The organism is Amycolatopsis sp. lyj-346, assembly GCF_046548975.1.
Taxonomy (GTDB): Bacteria; Actinomycetota; Actinomycetes; order Mycobacteriales; family Pseudonocardiaceae; genus Amycolatopsis.
In genome coordinates this window covers 469,526-485,170 of the sequence record NZ_JAJPWT010000004.1, presented here as the reverse complement: position 1 = coordinate 485,170, position 15,645 = coordinate 469,526, and the positions used below count along the sequence as shown (strand labels likewise).

14 protein-coding genes are annotated in these 15,645 nt (G+C 74.4%); 7 read left to right on the top strand and 7 right to left on the bottom strand.

What is annotated here, in order from left to right:
- The first annotated feature begins 4 nt into the window (after nt 1-4).
- The 4 genes from ACLJQE_RS17210 to ACLJQE_RS17195 all read left to right on the top strand — a co-directional run bounded on the left by ACLJQE_RS17210 (nt 5) and on the right by ACLJQE_RS17195 (nt 5,565).
- Nucleotides 5-448, top strand: coding sequence for a MarR family winged helix-turn-helix transcriptional regulator (locus ACLJQE_RS17210; protein ID WP_410640222.1), 444 nt, complete (start codon nt 5-7; stop codon nt 446-448).
- 41 nt (nt 449-489) lie between these two features.
- Nucleotides 490-924 carry an OsmC family peroxiredoxin gene (locus ACLJQE_RS17205; RefSeq protein ID WP_410640221.1) on the top strand — a complete coding sequence of 145 codons (435 nt, stop codon included), beginning with the start codon at nt 490-492 and terminating at the stop codon, nt 922-924.
- A gap of 219 nt (nt 925-1,143) precedes the next feature.
- Nucleotides 1,144-2,037, top strand: a complete 894-nt coding sequence (locus tag ACLJQE_RS17200) for a LacI family DNA-binding transcriptional regulator (RefSeq protein WP_410640220.1) — start codon at nt 1,144-1,146, stop codon at nt 2,035-2,037.
- A gap of 219 nt (nt 2,038-2,256) precedes the next feature.
- Nucleotides 2,257-5,565: a S8 family serine peptidase gene (locus tag ACLJQE_RS17195; protein WP_410640219.1), complete on the top strand. Its 3,309-nt coding sequence runs from the start codon at nt 2,257-2,259 to the stop codon at nt 5,563-5,565.
- Here the strand turns inward: ACLJQE_RS17195 and ACLJQE_RS17190 are convergent.
- From ACLJQE_RS17190 to ACLJQE_RS17170, 5 genes are read right to left on the bottom strand one after another with little or no spacing between them, the layout of a single operon-like run.
- A complete protein-coding gene (locus ACLJQE_RS17190; protein WP_410640218.1) occupies nt 5,540-6,103 on the bottom strand; it encodes a hypothetical protein in 564 nt (187 codons plus the stop codon). The two genes, ACLJQE_RS17195 and ACLJQE_RS17190, sit on opposite strands and share 26 nt — an antisense overlap.
- A gap of 18 nt (nt 6,104-6,121) precedes the next feature.
- Nucleotides 6,122-6,295, bottom strand: coding sequence for a hypothetical protein (locus tag ACLJQE_RS17185; protein ID WP_410640217.1), 174 nt, complete (start codon nt 6,293-6,295; stop codon nt 6,122-6,124).
- Nucleotides 6,292-6,858 (bottom strand): hypothetical protein, encoded by a 567-nt coding sequence (locus tag ACLJQE_RS17180; protein WP_410640216.1) that lies wholly within the window; start codon nt 6,856-6,858, stop codon nt 6,292-6,294. The genes ACLJQE_RS17185 and ACLJQE_RS17180 overlap by 4 nt, the downstream gene beginning before the upstream one ends.
- Nucleotides 6,824-7,348, bottom strand: coding sequence for a hypothetical protein (locus ACLJQE_RS17175; protein WP_410640215.1), 525 nt, complete (start codon nt 7,346-7,348; stop codon nt 6,824-6,826). Before ACLJQE_RS17175 ends, ACLJQE_RS17180 begins: the two co-directional genes overlap by 35 nt.
- Nucleotides 7,345-8,037 carry a hypothetical protein gene (locus tag ACLJQE_RS17170; RefSeq protein ID WP_410640214.1) on the bottom strand — a complete coding sequence of 231 codons (693 nt, stop codon included), beginning with the start codon at nt 8,035-8,037 and terminating at the stop codon, nt 7,345-7,347. The genes ACLJQE_RS17175 and ACLJQE_RS17170 overlap by 4 nt, the downstream gene beginning before the upstream one ends.
- Before the next feature lie 146 nt (nt 8,038-8,183).
- On the opposite strand from ACLJQE_RS17170, the gene ACLJQE_RS17165 reads away from it, so the two are divergent.
- From ACLJQE_RS17165 to ACLJQE_RS17155, 3 genes are all read left to right on the top strand, one after another.
- Entirely contained in the window at nt 8,184-8,717 is a 534-nt protein-coding gene (locus ACLJQE_RS17165) for a MauE/DoxX family redox-associated membrane protein (protein WP_410640213.1), read from the top strand.
- 331 nt (nt 8,718-9,048) lie between these two features.
- Complete coding sequence (locus ACLJQE_RS17160) at nt 9,049-10,230, top strand: hypothetical protein (protein WP_410640212.1); 1,182 nt, start codon at nt 9,049-9,051, stop codon at nt 10,228-10,230.
- 82 nt (nt 10,231-10,312) lie between these two features.
- On the top strand, nt 10,313-10,741 hold the full coding sequence (locus ACLJQE_RS17155) for a hypothetical protein (protein WP_410640211.1): 429 nt from the start codon (nt 10,313-10,315) through the stop codon (nt 10,739-10,741).
- Here ACLJQE_RS17155 and ACLJQE_RS17150 read toward each other — a convergent pair.
- On the bottom strand, nt 10,738-12,528 hold the full coding sequence (locus ACLJQE_RS17150; protein ID WP_410640210.1) for a BTAD domain-containing putative transcriptional regulator: 1,791 nt from the start codon (nt 12,526-12,528) through the stop codon (nt 10,738-10,740). The genes ACLJQE_RS17155 and ACLJQE_RS17150 overlap by 4 nt on opposite strands.
- A 311-nt stretch (nt 12,529-12,839) precedes the next feature.
- A complete protein-coding gene (locus ACLJQE_RS17145) occupies nt 12,840-15,632 on the bottom strand; it encodes a BTAD domain-containing putative transcriptional regulator (RefSeq protein ID WP_410640209.1) in 2,793 nt (930 codons plus the stop codon).
- Nucleotides 15,633-15,645: the final 13 nt, after the last annotated feature.

Sequence of the window (15,645 nt, the reverse complement as noted above, 5' to 3'; positions counted from 1 at the left end):
GGACGTGCCGGACGAGTTCCTTCTTGACGAGCAAGCCTGCTTCGCGCTCTACGCGGCGTCGCGTGCGGTGACGGACGCGTACCGTCCCCTGCTCGGCGAGCTGGACCTCACCTACCCGCAGTACCTGGTGCTGCTGGTGCTCTGGGAGTCCGACGCCCGGCCGGTCAAGGAGATCGGCGAGGCGCTGCACCTGGACTACGGCACGCTTTCCCCGCTGCTGAAGCGGCTCGAGGCCAACGGGCTGGTGACGCGGACACGGCTCCCCGCGGACGAACGCACGGTGGTGGTCAGCCTGACCGAGCAGGGCCGGGCGGTGCGCACGCGCGCCGCCGGTGTTCCCTCGGCGATCGGCTGTGCACTGGGCCTCGGCGACGAGGAGCGGCGGGAACTGATCACCACCCTGCGGCGGCTGACGGCGTCGGCCGCCGCGTATTCGACCGAGCACTGACTCATCCGAACACTGACTCATCCGAACACTGAGGAGGCTTTATGCCCAGCCGTGACGCCACCACCCACTGGGTCGGCGGACTGAACAGCGGGAAGGGCGAGGTCACGCTGGACTCGTCCAACGCGGGCTCGTTCGCGGTCTCGTTCCCGACCCGCGCGGGCAACCCGGACGGCCAGACGAGCCCGGAGGAGCTCATCGCGGCAGCGCACTCGTCCTGCCTGGCGATGAACCTGTCGGGCGTGCTGGAGTCCCAGAAGCTCACGGCGGACTCGATCGACGTCAGCGCCGAGGTGACCCTCGGGCCCGCCGAGGGCGGCGGCTTCGAGATCAGCGGCATCGCGATCACCCTGCGCGCCTCGATCCCGGGCGTGACGGCGGAGCAGTTCGCCGAGTACGCCGAGACGGCGGAGAAGACCTGCCCGGTGTCGAAGGCCCTCGCGGGCACGACGATCACCATGGACGCGGCACTCGCCTGAGTCGTCCTGTGCGCGGCCCCTCGCCTTCGCGGCGAGGGGCCGTTCGCCGTGAAAGGGGCACAACCGGGTGGTCGCCGAGCTTCACCTTGCCCGGTGAACCGGCCCCGGAACAGCCCGGATTTGCTTGTGCGTCCCCGAAGAGTGCTCTACTTTTGGGGGTCGTCGATGCGGTTCGACGAGTGACGGGAGCACCGTCTCCGGGGGGCAGTCGAGAACGCCATGCGCAAGCGCGGTCACCACCGGCACGCCGGGGCACGGCTCGCCGCCGGCCTCCGGACGAACGTGCTGGCCCTGGTCGTCCCCCTGCGTACCGGTGCCCACGACTGCGTCGTGCGGGAGTTCGTGGCCGCCGCGATCACCGCGGCCGGTGCCCGTGACCACGCCCTGCTGCTGCTCACCGCCGAAGAAGGCCCCGCCGCGCTGCGCCGGGCGCTGTCCTCGTCCGTCGCCGACGGCGTCGTGGTGATGGACGTCGAAGCCGCCGATGCGCGCGTGCCGGCGCTGCTCGGGCTGGGCCGGCCGGCGGTGCTGATCGGCGTACCGGACCGGCCGCGCGGGCTCGGCTGCCTCGACCTCGACTTCGCCGCGGCGGGCGCGTTGTGCCTCGGCCACCTCGCGGGCCTCGGGCACGAGCACGTCGCCCTGATCGGCTCGCCGCCCGCGGCCTACCGGCGCGGCAGCAGCTCCGCGACCCGGCTCGCCCGGGGCTTCACCGCGGAAGCGACGCGCCGGTGCGTCCGCTCGACGACGCTGGCCTGGGGAGACACCCACCGGCGGACGCTGCGGGGCCTCGACGCGCTCTTCACCCGCCACCCGGACGTCACCGGCCTGGTGGTGCACAACGAAACCGCGCTGCCCGCGGTGCTGGCGGCCCTGCACCAGCGCGGGATGCGGGTGCCCGAGGACATCTCGCTCGTCGCGGTCTGCCCGGACAGCCTGGCCGCGCACAGCCTGCTCGAGCTGACCTGCGTGGCGATCCCGGCGCGGGAGATCGGCGCACTCGCCGTCGAAACGGTCATCGGGCAGCTCGACGACGGAACCGCGCCCGGAATCCGGCTCCTCGCCCCGAAGCTGGCCGCCCGCGCCAGCACCGCGCCGCCACGACTGCCGTGAAACGGCCGTACCGAGGTCAATAATTCCCTCATTCGGGACACTGTCGGTATTGTGGTGATCAATTATCGGTTGTTGGTTCACGGAATCGACGTATTGCCCGATACGGGCGGATCGGTGTTAATGTGACCGCGGCGACCGCGCGGCTATTCCTCATGCTGGCATCTCGACGTTGCCGAGCCGAAATTCCGGGGGAAACGAGCTCAGCCGGAGGGTCCTGACATGCATCGAAGACAGCTGGCACTGGCGGCCGTGGTGGTGGCGGGGTGGACGTTGCCCGTTCCGGCGGCGGCGGAACCGGCCGCAGCACCCGGCGCGCCCGGCGATTCCGGGCAATCCGTCACGCTGATCACCGGCGACCGGGTGCGGGTGCTGCCGAATTCCCGCGGTAAAAACACGGTCGTGGTCGAACCGGGCCCCGGCCGCGACCGGATCGGCTTCTTCCGCGAAACGAACACTCCCGCGACGGCCGGTGGCATCACCGTGGTGCCCTCGGACGCGCTGGCGCTGGTGGCCGCCGGCCAGCTCGATCCCCGGCTGTTCGACGTTTCCGGGCTCCTGCGGCAGCACCTCGCCGACTCCGCGGGGAGCCTGCCCCTGATCGTCACCTATTCCGGCGGCTCCCCCGCGGCCACGCCGCCCGCCGCGCCGCCCGCCACGACGGCTGTCCGCGACCTGCCGAGCGTGCGCGGCGCGGCCCTGCGCCAGGACCGGCGCCGCGGAACCGAGTTCTGGTCCTGGCTCACCGCCGGGTCCGCGCTGCGGGCCGGGGTGGGCAAGGTGTGGCTGGACGGGCTCGCCACCCCGGCCCTCGACGTCAGCGTGCCGCAGATCGGCGGCCCGGCCGCCTGGCAGGCGGGGTACACCGGCCGCGGCGTCACGGTCGGCGTGCTCGACACCGGTGTCCAGGCCGATCACCCGGACCTCGGCGGCAAGGTCGTCGAGGCCGCCGACTTCACCGGGACCCGGCCGGACGCGGGCGACGACATCGGGCACGGCACGCACGTCGCCGGCATCATCGCCGGGACCGGCGCCGCCTCCGGTGGGCGTTACCGCGGGGTCGCGCCGGACGCCCGGCTGATCAGCGGCAAGGTCTGCGTCGCCTACGGCTGCCCGGAATCCGCGGTGATCGCCGGCCTGGAGTGGATCGCGCCGAAGGTGCGCGTGGCGAACCTGAGCCTCGCCGGCGACGCGACCGACGGCACGGATCCGGTGTCCCAGGCGGTGAACGCGCTGACCGCCCGCCACGGCACCCTGTTCGTCGCCCCGGCGGGCAACGACCGCTCGCTCGACCTGCCCGAACCGGGACCGGTCGTCGCGCCCGCCGCGGCGGATGCGGCACTGGCGGTGGGCAGCGCCTCGGCCGGGGACACCACCAGCCCGTTCTCCAACCGGGGCGCGCGGCTCGGCGACCACGCGGTCAAGCCCGACCTCGCCGCGCCGGGCGAGGGCATCGTCTCGGCCAGGGCCGCGGGCACGCGCGACGGCGACACCGCGCCGGTGGACGAGCGCTACGCCCGGCTTTCCGGGACGTCGATGGCGGCACCGCACGTCGCCGGTGCGGCGGCACTGCTGCTCCAGCGGCACCCGGACTGGCTCGCCGGCCGGCTCAAGACGACGTTGACCAGCACCGCCAAGCCCACCGCCGTCGCGGCCGAGCAGGGTGCCGGCCGGGTCGACGCGGCCCGCGCGGTCACCCAGCAGGTCACCGCCACCACCGGCAGTCTCGGCTACGGCTTCGTCGCCTGGCCGCGTACTCGGGCCATCACGAAGACCGTGACCTACCACAACGACGGCGACGCGGCCGTCACCCTGGCCCTCACCACCACGGCGCCGCTGTTCGAGCCTTCGGTGCCGTCCGTGGTGGTTCCCGCGCACGGTGACGCCGACGTCGGCGTCACCCTCCAGGCGGGCGCGGCCGCGGCCGGGCCGTACGGCGGCAGGCTGACCGCGACGGCGCCCGGCATCACCGTGCAGACCGCGCTCGGTGCCTTCCTGGAAGCCGAAAGCTACGACGTGTCCGTGCGGCTGATCGGCCGGGACGGGCGGTTCACCGCGGGCGTCGCCACGCTCGTCGACACCGCGACGGGGGCCGCGTTCGGCGTCCGGCCGTTCCGCTCCGACGGCACGGCCGTGGTGCGGGTGCCCAAGGGACGCTACGACCTCAACGCGTTCGACGTGTCCGGTGATCCGGCGGGACGGACCGGGCCGGCCGCCGTGACCCTGCTGTCCCGGCCCGGCCAGCCGGTGACCGGCGACGTCGCGGTCACGCTCGACGCCCGCGCGGGCAAACCGCTGCGGGCGGTGGTCGATCGCCCGGACGCGCGGCTGCAGGGCGGCGAACTCGGCCTGGTCTCCGGGAATCCGGGCGGCACCCGCACGAACACGCTCGCCTGGATCGTCCAGCCGGGCAACGAGCTGTACGCGGCGGGCTCGGGCAGCGAGGTCACCGACCACACCTACGCGCTGTACTTCCGGGCGACCCTGGCCGCCCGGCCACCCGGGGTGGATCCGAACGGTTACGTCTACCGGCTGGCACTGCTCGAGCGCGGCCGCGTACCGGCCGAACCCGTCTTCCGGGTGCGCGACCGGGACCTCGCGGTGGTCGACGCCCGGTACCACACCCAGGGGAAACCGGCGGAGAGCCTGCGCCTCGACGACGTCACCTTCGGCTTCCCGGGTGCCGACAGCGGGACGTACCAGGTCGGGGCGCAGACGCTGCCGAGCCGGCGCACCGAGTACTACACGACCGGGGTGAGCTGGCAGCACCTCCTGGCCGTGTACCCGGACCCGCTGACCGACGCGGAGAGCAGCTATTCGTACCGGACGTACCGGCCGGGGCCGCAGCGCTCGGGCTGGAACCGCGCCCCGGTCGGGCCCGCTTTCGGCGCACCACAGGACGGCTGGGGCGTGTTCCGCGCCGGCAACCAGCTGGCGTACGCGATCCCGCTGGTGTCGGGCAGCGACCCGGAGCAGTACACCACGCCGCCGGCGGGCCTCACCGGCACGGCGACGCTCTCGCGCGACGGCGTCACACTGGCCACTTCGCCGAGCCCGGCGTTCGGGGCGTTCACCCTCCCCGACGGCGCGGGCACCTACACGCTGCGGTCCGCCGCCACCCGCAGCGTGCCGTGGTCGGTGGTGGGCACGGCGGTGGACGTGGCGTGGACGTTCCGCGAGCCCGGCCCGGCGGCGCCGGCGAAACCGTTGCCGCTGCTGGTGGTCCGGGCCGAGGGCGCGGTCGACGACCAGAGCCGGGCGCCGGCCGGGAAGCCGTTCGTGCTCGCGCTGACCGCACAGCGGCAGCCCGGGTCGGGGGAATTCCGGCTGGCGGACCTGCGCGTCGAAACGTCCCTTGACGACGGTGCGAAGTGGACGTCCGTGCCCACGGCGCGGATCGGCAACGGCGGGCTCGCCGTGGTGCACAACCCGGCGGGCGAAGGGTTCGTGTCGCTGCGGATCACCGCCCGCGACACGGAAGGCAACGCGCTCACCCAGACCGTGATCAGGGCGTACCGGACAACACCGTGACGGCGATCGCGGCGAGCGGGACGACGAAGGCGGCCCCGGTCAGGACTCTCAGTGCCTGGCCGTGGGCCCGCCATTCGCCGTCCCAGCCGCTTTCGCCGTCGTAGCGCAGGTTCGCCGTCGTCATCAGCGCGCGGCCCAGCCCGAACCCGGCCCCCGCGCACACTGCCGCGGGCAGCGAAGCCGTGAGGGCCACGGCGACGGCGGCGACGTACGGCAGGCCGCTGGGCAGGTAGGTGCGGGCACCCGTGCCCATCTCGAAGCCGAACTGCAGCGGGCCCAGGTGCCGGCCGAGGCGGAACACCGTGTCCGGCACCAGCCGGCGGTTTTCCGGCAGCCGGAACGACCACACACCCGTCTCGCGCAGCAGCACCGCGCCCAGCGCCGCGGCCACCACGGCCCAGCACGCGACCGCCGGAAGCGGTGCGCGCAGCAGGGAACCGGCCACGAGCAGGACGAGCGCGGTCAAGGCGCCGCCGCAGACCAAGCCGGTGCAGAACGCCAGTGTCGGAGTGCCTCGCCAGACCGGCGAGCTCAGCACGAAGGCCGAGTTCCGGCTTCAACTGGAGCCGCTGGTGGCGAACCCGGCGGCCGCGCACAGGACGAGCCACGCGCCGGGCAGCGACCGGCCCGGCGCGACCAGGAGCGCGATCGCCGCCGCCGCCGCGGCGAGCACGAGGCCGGCGGCGATCGTCAGCGGGTGCCACCGGCGCCGGGCGGTCCCGCCCGTCACAGGGCGGCGCGGCAGATGGTCAGGTACGTCTGGCCGGTGTACCCGCCGCCCCAGAAGGTGGAGAAGCCGTCCGAGCAGCGGTAGACCTTCAGGTCCGGGGTCGTCCACCGCCACGCGTTCTTGCCGACGAACTGGCCGCAGGTGTTGGCCACGGGCTGGTGGTCGACCTGCATGCCGCCCTCGTTCCACGTGCCGTACTTGTGCCAGCCCGCTTCGCAGTAGGTGCTTCCCCGCCAGAATCCGCCGAAGCAAGCGGCGTGGGTGTTGGCGTACGTGCCACTGGTGTCGGTGAATTCGGTGTAGCCGGCCGGATAGGCGTCCCGGCAGTCGTTGCGGTCGAAGCCCGGCATGCCGTACGGGCTGAGCTCGGCGTTCGCCCGCCGGACGCGGGACAGGCCGGACCAGTCGAGCGCGGTCGCGCCGATGGTCAACGCCCCGAGGGCCACCGCGCGCAGGAACGTCCTGCGCGTACCGCGGGCCGTCAGCTTCCGGCAGGCGCGGGTGCCCACGGCGTCCGGGCCGGGCCGGTCAACGTCGGGAATGCGCGACAGCTCCAGCGTCACCGGTGTCGCCTCCTTCCTTCGGGCCGGCCCAGCCGGCCAGTGCCGTGTCCACTTCGGCCGCACGGACCGGGAGCAGCAGCCGCCGGACGCGGCCGGTCCCGTCGAGCTGCATCAGCACCGGCGGCGCGAGGTGGGAGACCGAACGCCACGCTTCGCCGTCGCTGACCACCGGCAGGCCGCGGGCCAGTTCCGCCCACGTCGTCAGGGGTTCGTGGGTCAGCAGGGTCGCGTCCGCGCCCAGCCCGGCCAGCCGTTCGACCACCGTCAGGCACAGCGGGCAGCCCGAATCGACCGCCGCCACGATCCGCCCGCCCTCCCCGGCGAACCGCGGGCCCAGCACCAGCTCGGGCGGTGCGGCCACGAACCCGTCACCGGCCCGGGTGACCATCCCGCGCAGCAGCCGGACTTCGCGCAGGACGGCCGCCAACCCGAAGAACAGCAGGATGATCGCCGCCCAGGTGATGAGGGTGAAGGCGATCGACGGGCTCATCGGCGGTCCCAGGCGATGTCGATCCCGTCGAGCCAGTCGAGCCGCTCCCGTTCGGTCTTCGCCGCCGTGTCCGCGAGGTGGACCTCGGCCAGGCCCGCCGGGCAGCCGAGGACGAACGAGCGCGCGGAATCCTTGCCGTACCCGGACTTCCAGACCTCGCCGTGTTGCGTGCGGGCGCCCGCGTGCCGGGGCACCAGGGCCGCGGCCTGGCGCGGCGCGGGGATCGACAGCGAACCGTGGTCCCGCACCACGACCACGAAGTGCTCGTTCGCCGGATCCAGCAGCGTCTCCGCGCGGGGGACGACGGTCATGCCGTCGACGTGGTCTTCGATGCGCAGCGAGCCGAACAGGGCCAGCACGCGGTCGCGGCGGGGTGCCGGGCCGGCGTACACCGTCATCAGCTCGTGGTAGGCGCCCAGCAGGGTGGCCACGGACGACTGCCCGTCGCGGGCCTCGGCGACGACCACCTCCCGGCCGTGCACGACCAGGCGCTCGCGGGGTTCGGCCGGTGCGACGTAGGTGCACGCGAAGTCGTGGTAGCCGCGCGGCCCGATCTGGAACCCGGTCCCGTACGAGCCGCCGACGAACCGGACGCCGGCCACGACGTGGGAAACGGGGGCCGCGGCGGGCAGGCCCACGGTCACCCGGTCCCCGCTCGGCGCCACCAACCGCAGCCGTTGTGCCGTCATGAGACCTCCGATTCCCGAAATCGCACTCGGTGAGACTAGCCGACGAATTCGGCGGTGACCACGATCGTTTCGAAACAGTTCTTTGATTGCTCCGAACGGGGAGGGTATTTCTGTCGGCCAATACCGCGTCCGAATACAGTGGGTCCATGCCCACCTTCTGGTCCGCGGCCGTGACGGCCGTGACAGCGCTCGGGGCGATCCTCCTGGCGGTGGCCGGCGTGGCCCACGCGGCGCGGCCCCGGGAGCACCGGGCGGTGCTGCGCGTCCACCGCCTGCTGCCCCCGGCGGCTTCCGTGGCGGCGGCGATCGCCGCGACGGAGGTCCTCGTGGGCGTGGCCACCCTCGCGGCCCTGCTCACCGGCTCGGCGGCCATGGCACTGCCCGCCACCGGGCAAGCCGTCCTGTACTGCGCTTTCGCCGGTTACGCGGCGGTGCTGCGGACGCGCCGGGCCGGCGTGCCGTGCGGGTGTTTCGGCGCGGAGAAGGCGTCGTGGGCGGTGGTGTCGAGAGCGGTCGCGCTCGCCGCGGGCAGCGCCGGGTGCGTGGTCCTCGGCGCACCCGGGCCGGCCCCGGACCGGTGGTCGTGCCTCGCCGCCGGCGTGGTCCTCGCGATGGCACACCACCTGATTCCGGCGTGGCGCGGAGCCGGTGCACGAAAATCCCGCCGCGCTTTTCGATGATTTTCCGAAGGTTTCCCGGTCGGTGAACCGAGAGGTGTTAGCCGGAAAATCACCGCCGGGCAGGCCGTGAAAGAAGAATTAGGTCCGCCGGGTAGGCACCCGGTGAAGAAACGGCGCGCACGGTGTGTCAGCGTGCCCGGTGTGGCTCGGCCGGCAGGCCGGCTCGGCGGGCCCGTCAGGCACGGCTGCCGGGAGGTGTGGTCCGGCCACCCCGGGCCGTGCCGACGAGCCCCTCCCCGCGGCGCGGCTGTCCGATCCGGACAGTGGTGAGCCCTCGGCCCGGGGTGCGCGCTAGCATCCCGGCGGCGGCCGCGCCGATCGGGAGGCGATGATGGCGGACGAACGCGGCGTCGAAGCCGTCGAACAGTGGTTCCGGCGGCGGGGGTTGCCCGCCGTGGTGCGGGGGCGGCCCGCGCAGCTGCTGGTCCGCATCGCGCCGGCGGTCGTGTTCATCGCGGGCTGGCAGGTGCTGACCACGCTGCTGTCCGCAGTGGACGGTGAAACCGATGCGGACTTCGACCGGCTGATGGAGAGCGACCTCTTCGCGCTGGGCTACGGCGGCCTCCTGCTCGGCCTGGTCGTCCTCCCGGGCCTCGGCTCGTGGTTCACCGCGCGCTGGGTGCGGCGCAAGCTGGTCGAGCGCGACGGGACCCGGCCCGCGGCGGTCATGGCGGCCGGGTTCGTGGCCTGCGTACCCGTCGTCGACGCGGTCGTCGACGACGACCCGGTGGTGCTCGGCCTCCTCATCCAGCCGGCGATCCTGGCCGGGCTGTTCGCGGCCGCGTTCGCCGGGGCCGGGTCGATCGTCGGCTGGGCGCTGCGGGCCGCGTACCGCCAGACCCGGCGGCTCGGCGAGCTGACCAGCCGGGCGCTCCCGCTCCTGCTGCTGTTCACCGTCTTCGGGTTCTTCACGGCCGAGATCTGGCAGGTCGGCGCCGCCCTGCCCCGGCAGCGGATGTGGCTGGTCGTCGGGCTCTTGGCCGTGGTCGCCGTGGTCTTCCTGCTCGCGATGCTCAAGGACGAGGTCACCCGGCTGACCCGGTCGCGCACCGCCCCGATCGGCCTCGACAAGCTGCGCGAAACCCCGCTGGCGGGCTTCCTGGCGGACGACGTCGCCGTCGAGCGGCTCCCGCTCACGAAGCTGGAACGGGCGAACATGGTCCTCGTCCTGGTCCTGACCCAGGTGCTGCAGACCTTCGCGCTCGCCACCCTCGTGTTCGTCTTCTTCGTGGTCTTCGGGATCGTCGCGGTGCAGCACGCGGTGATCAAGGCGTGGGTCGGCCACGACCCGGCCGGTGGCACGCTCTTCGGCATCCACCTGCCGGTACCGCAGGAACTGCTGCAGGTCTCCCTGTTCATCGCCGCGTTCTCCGGCCTGTACTTCGCCGCGTCGACGGTGACCGACCCCAAGTACCGCAGCGCCTTCTTCGACCCGCTCGCCGATCACCTGGCGGTCAGCCTCGTGGCGAGGGACCGTTACCTCGCGCACCTCCTCGCCGAGCCCGCGCGGTAAGGATCCGGTCAGCCGGGTGCACAGGGCCGGGCCGCACTGTTCGAGCCGTCCACGACGCCGCTCGAACAACGGAGGAATACGCATGCGCAGATCAACCGGGCCCGGCACCCTCGCCGTGCGGGCCGCGAAGAAGGTGCTCGCGATGGGTGTGCTGCTCGTCGCCTTCGGGGTGGCCGCCCCGGCGGTGGCTTCCGCGGCACCCGCGAGCACCGGCGTGGCGGCCGCGGCCGCCACGCCGATGACCGGGCACTGGAACGTCGCCCCGCGGGCCACCGACGGGCAGCAGACCACGAACGCCGCGGTCTTCACCTGCAACTGGTTCTCCCGGTCGCCCTTCCAGGTCGTCGACTTCACCTGCCAGGTCACCTCGGGCGCGATCCGCGTCTACATCATCTGCGTGAACGGACAGCGGTACAACAGCTCGCCGCTGCCGGCGGTCGGCACCTACAACGTCCGCCTCACCTGCCCGGGCGTGCGGGTGAACCTCCTCGGCTGGGAGTCCCTCACCTAGGCACGAGCCGTCGGGTCCGGAGCACCGGACCCGACGGCCACGGCGTAGCTGCGCAGCAGCTCGTGGCAGCGGTAGCGGCCGGGAACGGGTTCGGCGAAGACGTTCGCGCGCGTCAGCTCGGTCAGCAGCGGCTCGATCCGGTGGACCGGGGTTCCGGCGAGGCTCGCCGCGGCGGCGGGGGTGAGATCCGGCCCGGGCACCGGGCCCAGCAGGCGGAACAGCCGGCGGGCCGGCGGGCTCAACGCGGCGTAGGACCAGGAAAGCACGGTGCCGAGATCGGTGCCGGGGTCGTCGCCGGACAGGACCGCCAGCCGGGACCGCGCATCGAGCAGTTCGCCGGCCAGGACGTCCAGCCGCAGCCGCGGCCGGGTCAGTGCCCGCGCGGCCGCGATCACCAACGCGAGCGGCAGCCCGGCGCAGGCGGTGACGATGCCGGTGACCGCCGCGGGTTCGGCCGCCACGCGCGTCCGGCCCAAGCGGGCGGCCAGCAGCTGCCGGGCTTCGGCGGGCGGAAGCGGGTCGAGGGCGAGCAGGTGCGCGCCGTTCGCGGCGACCAGGCCGGTCAGCGTGGTCCGGCTGGACACCAGGACGAGGCTGCCCGGTGCCCCCGGGAGCAACGGCCGGACCTGTGCGGCGTCGCGGGCGTTGTCGAGCACGACGAGCACCCGGCGTCCGGCGAGCAGGCTCCGGTAGAGCGCGGCCCGGGCGTCCGGGCCGGCGGGGATCCGGCCGGCGGGCACGCCGAGGCCGTCGAGCACCAGCCCGCTCGCCTCGGCGGGCTCCATCGACGGCCCGCCCGGGTCGAACCCGCGCAGGTTGAGGTACAGCTGCCCGTCCGGGAACCGGCCGCGGACGCGGTGGGCCCAGTGCGCCGTCAGCGCGGTCTTGCCCACGCCCGCGGTCCCCGACACCGCGATCACGCCCGCCGCGCCGTCCAGCAGCGCGTCGAGCCGGGCCAGCTCGGGTCGCCGTCCCGCGAATCCCGCGACGTCCGCCGGCAGCTGGGCCGGCACCACCACCGGCCCGGCCGCGGCGGGCGGCACCGGCAGCGGTTCGCCGCCGAGCAGTGCCTGCCGCAGCGAGAGCAGCTCGCGCCCCGGCGGGACGCCCAGGTCCCGGCGCACGCGCTCGCAGGCGGCCCGGCACTCCGCGAGTGCCTCGCCGGTCCGGTGGTCGGCGGCGAGGGCGCGGACCAGCGCCGTCGCGAGCGGTTCCGAATGCGGGTGGTCTTCGAGGAGGTCCCGCGCCACCGGGGCGACGGCGGCGTGCCTGCCGACGCGCACCGCCGCGCGGGCCCAGGCGACGGCCGCGTCCAGCCGTTCCAGCTGCCAGCTGTCCCGCTGCCGGGCCACCCATTCGCCGCCGAGGCCGGCCAGGGGCGTGCCGCGCCACAGGTCCAGTGCCGCGGCCAGCAGCGTCACCCGCTCCGGATCGGGGCACCCGGGCCGCCGGGCGGCGGCGGTGAGCCGGCGGAACCGGTGGAGGTCCACCCGGTCGGGATCGACGCGCAGGACGTACCCGCCCGGCTGCCACGACACCACCGGCACCGGCTCGCCGGCGCCCTCGGCGAGCACTTTGCGGATCCCGGCGACCCGGGTCCACACGGCCTGCCGCACCCCCGCCGGCGGGTGCTCGCCCCACACCCGGTCGATCAGCACCGGCACCGGCACCGGCCGGGGCGCGGCCGCGGCCAGCACCGCCAGCATCACCCGCAGCTGCCGCCGCCCCGCGGGCACCCGCCGCGGCCCGGCGACCACCTCGACCGGCCCCAGCAACCGGATCTCCATCCCCGCTCCCCCGCGCTCGCCCCCGTGGACACCGCGGCAGAGTCTGCGCCGCACCGCTTCGGCCGGGCTTTGGCACCGCATACGTACGCAGCTCAGCCCACGTACGCGGCTTGGCGCCTCCCCGAGCAGGACGGACCGCAGCTTTCACGTGAAAGTGACCCGGAGCAACCACTCCGGATGTCGCCGGACACCACCCGCGACCACCGGGCTACGGGCGGCACTTTCACGTGAAGTGCCCCGCAGGGGCCACTCCGGATGTGGCCGGGCGGGGTCTGCGGCGGCCGGTTTCGGTGCCGCAGACGGGGCGCTGGTCAGCTTGACCGCACCGGCACCCGCTCTTCGAGCTCCGCCAGCTGCTGCCGGACGCGGTCCGCGTCGGCCGTGCGGTGCTGCGCCCGGAACAGCTCCAGCGCACCCAGCCACGACCGGCGCGCCGCCCCGGGTTCGGCCAGTGCCAGGTGGTTCTGGCCGGTGAGGTCCAGGACCGTGCCCTCGTAGTAGGTGTTGCCGGCCTCGCGCAGCAGGGTGGTCGCCGCGCGGTAGTGACCGGCGGCGTGGCGGTGGCGGCCCGTGTGCTGGGCGATGAACCCGAGGATGCCCGTGGCCAGGCCTTCGTCCTCGCGGTACCCGTGCCGGCGGGCCAGTGCCAGCGCCGCCTCGGTGCAGGCGCTGGCGCCCGTGAAGTCACCGAGCCGGGCCCGGTACCAGCCCGACACCGTGAGCTCCCGGGTCTCGCCGGCCGGCATGTCCAGCGCCCGGTAGAGGCGCAGTGCCTCCGCGGCGTGCTCCAGCGCCCGCCGGTCGGCGCCGCGCAGTGACCACGACCAGCCCAGCGCGTGGTGGGTGTACGCCTGGGCGGGAAGGTCGCCGCTTTCCCGGGCCAGTGCGAGGTGGTGCCCGGCCTTGTCGTGCCGTCCCAGCTCGGCGAAGATCGCGCCGAGGAGCTGGTGGGTGCCGGCGTGCACGGCGGGGTCGTCCAGCTGGTTCGCGGCTTCCTGCCCGGCGTCCCACGCGGCGAGTGCGGCGTGGAACCGGCCCTGCCGGTACAGGAACGTCGTCTGCAGCCACGCGAGCTGCCAGCGGACGACCGCCCAGCCGTGGGCGGCGGCCAGCCGCTGGACGGCGAGCAGGTTGGGCTGTTCGGCGTCGAACCAGGCGAGCGCGGACGCCTGATCGGCCAGCTGGAGGGGGCGGCAGCCGTCGCCGGGCCCGTCGAGGCGGATCGGCGGGAGCAACGGCTGCAGCAGCCGGTCGCCGACGTGCGCGGTGTGCAGGTAGAACTCGGCCAGCCGGCGCAGTGCGGCGACGCGGACGGGCTCCGCGAGGTCGAGCCCGGCCCGCCGTGCCGCGTCGAGCCGGATCAGGTCGTGCATCCGGAAGCGCCCCGGAAGGTGGTGCTGGACCAGGGAAGCGTGCTCCAGTTCGCGCAGCAGCGTCAGCGCGCCGGTGGCCGGTTCCGCGAGCAGGCTCGCCACCGCGGGCAGGCTGATGTCCGGCCCGGCGGCGAGCCCGATCAGCCGGAAGGCGCGCGCCGCCTCGGGGGACAAGGCGTGGTAGGACCACGACAGCACGGCCTGCAGGTTGACGCCGGTGTCGGCGGTGTCCAGTGCGCTGAGCCGGCCGGCCCGGTCGCGCAGTTCGGCGGCCAGCACGGTGAGCGGGAACGCGGGGTGCTGGGCGGCGCGGGCGGCCACGATGGCGACGGCCAGCGGGAGACCCGCGCAGTAGCCGGCCAGCTCGGCGACCGCGCCGGGTTCCGCGGCGATCCGGTGCCGCCGGAAGGAGTCTTCCAGCAGCAGCCGGGCCTCGGCGCCGGTCAGGCCGTCGAGGACGAGCGACCGGGCGCCGTGGGAAACGGCCAGGCCGTCGAGCCGGTGCCGGCTGGTCACCAGCACCGCACACGTCGGGCTGCCCGGCAGCAGCGGGACGATCTGCTCGGTGGCGCGGGCGTTGTCGAGCACGATCAGCATCCGCTTGCCCGCCAGCGCACTGCGGTACCGCCCGGCCTGCGTCTCCTCGTCCGCCGGACCGGCCTCGTCCTCGACGCCGAGCGCGCCCAGCGCGTCGAGGAACCCGCGCAGTGCCGTCGACGGCGGCACCGGCTCGCCGCCCGGGTCGAACCCGCGGAGGTTCAGGTACAGCTGTCCGTCGGGGAACGCCTCGACGTGCTCGTGGGCCCAGTGCAGGGCCAGCCACGTCTTGCCGATGCCGCCGGGGCCGGAGACCACGGCCAGCGGCACCGTCCGGCTCCGGTCGGTCAGCGTGGCGGTGACCTCGGCGAGGTCGGCGGCCCGGCCGACGAACGAGCGTGGCGCGGCGGGCAGCTGACGCGGCACGGGCACGGACGTGTCGCCGGGGACGCCGAGCGCCGGGTCCGCCGCGAGGATCCGGTGGTGCAGGCGCCGCAACGACGGGCCGGGATCGGTCCCGAGCTCCTCGGCCAGGCGGTTCCGGAGCTGCTGGTAGTGCTCGAGTGCCCGGGCCGCGCGGCCGTCGCGGTAGAGCGCGAGCATCAGCTGCCCGGCCAGCCGCTCGTCCAGGGGTTCGGCACGGGCCCGCTCGGTCAGGCCGGGCAGCAGTTCGCCGTGCTTGCCCTGGCGGAGCCGGATGTCCGTCAGCTCGAGCTCGGCGGCCTGGCGCTGCTGGACGAGCGACGCCCGGCATTCGGCCAGCCACGGGGTTTCCAAGCCGGCGAAGGGTTCTCCCCGCCACAGCCGCAGTGCCTCGTCGAACAGCGCCGCCGCGCGCGCATCGTCGCCCGCCGTTCGCGCACCGGCGATCAGCCGGTGGAACCGGTGCAGGTCGATGGTGCCGGGATCGGCGGTGAGCCGGTATCCGGTGTCCTGCCAGGTGATCGCGAAGCCCGGTACCGGCGCCAGCGCGGCACGCAGCAGGGCGATGCCGTGCTGGATCGCCCCGCGCGGCCGCTCCGGGAGGCGGCGGCCGGCCCACACCCGGTCCACCAGCCGATCGACCACCACGACCTGGTTCGCTTCGATCAGCAGCAACGCCAGCACCGACTTCAGCTGCGCGTAACCGACGTCGAGCGGCTCCCCGTCGAGCCGGACCTCGACCCGGCCGAGCAGCCGGAACTCCACAGCCATCGGGCCGGCCCCC

Bases quoted from the DNA above. Each gene is read 5' to 3' on its own strand.
- ACLJQE_RS17200 (WP_410640220.1), top strand. From the start codon at position 1,144: ATGCGCAAGCGCGGTCACCACCGGCACGCCGGGGCACGGCTCGCCGCC.
- ACLJQE_RS17195 (WP_410640219.1), top strand. From the start codon at position 2,257: ATGCATCGAAGACAGCTGGCACTGGCGGCCGTGGTGGTGGCGGGGTGG.
- ACLJQE_RS17150 (WP_410640210.1), bottom strand. From the start codon at position 12,528: ATGGAGATCCGGTTGCTGGGGCCGGTCGAGGTGGTCGCCGGGCCGCGG.
- ACLJQE_RS17145 (WP_410640209.1), bottom strand. From the start codon at position 15,632: ATGGCTGTGGAGTTCCGGCTGCTCGGCCGGGTCGAGGTCCGGCTCGAC.
- ACLJQE_RS17155 (WP_410640211.1), top strand. From the start codon at position 10,313: ATGCGCAGATCAACCGGGCCCGGCACCCTCGCCGTGCGGGCCGCGAAG.
- ACLJQE_RS17170 (WP_410640214.1), bottom strand. From the start codon at position 8,037: ATGACGGCACAACGGCTGCGGTTGGTGGCGCCGAGCGGGGACCGGGTG.
- ACLJQE_RS17160 (WP_410640212.1), top strand. From the start codon at position 9,049: ATGGCGGACGAACGCGGCGTCGAAGCCGTCGAACAGTGGTTCCGGCGG.
- ACLJQE_RS17165 (WP_410640213.1), top strand. From the start codon at position 8,184: ATGCCCACCTTCTGGTCCGCGGCCGTGACGGCCGTGACAGCGCTCGGG.
- ACLJQE_RS17205 (WP_410640221.1), top strand. From the start codon at position 490: ATGCCCAGCCGTGACGCCACCACCCACTGGGTCGGCGGACTGAACAGC.
- ACLJQE_RS17175 (WP_410640215.1), bottom strand. From the start codon at position 7,348: ATGAGCCCGTCGATCGCCTTCACCCTCATCACCTGGGCGGCGATCATC.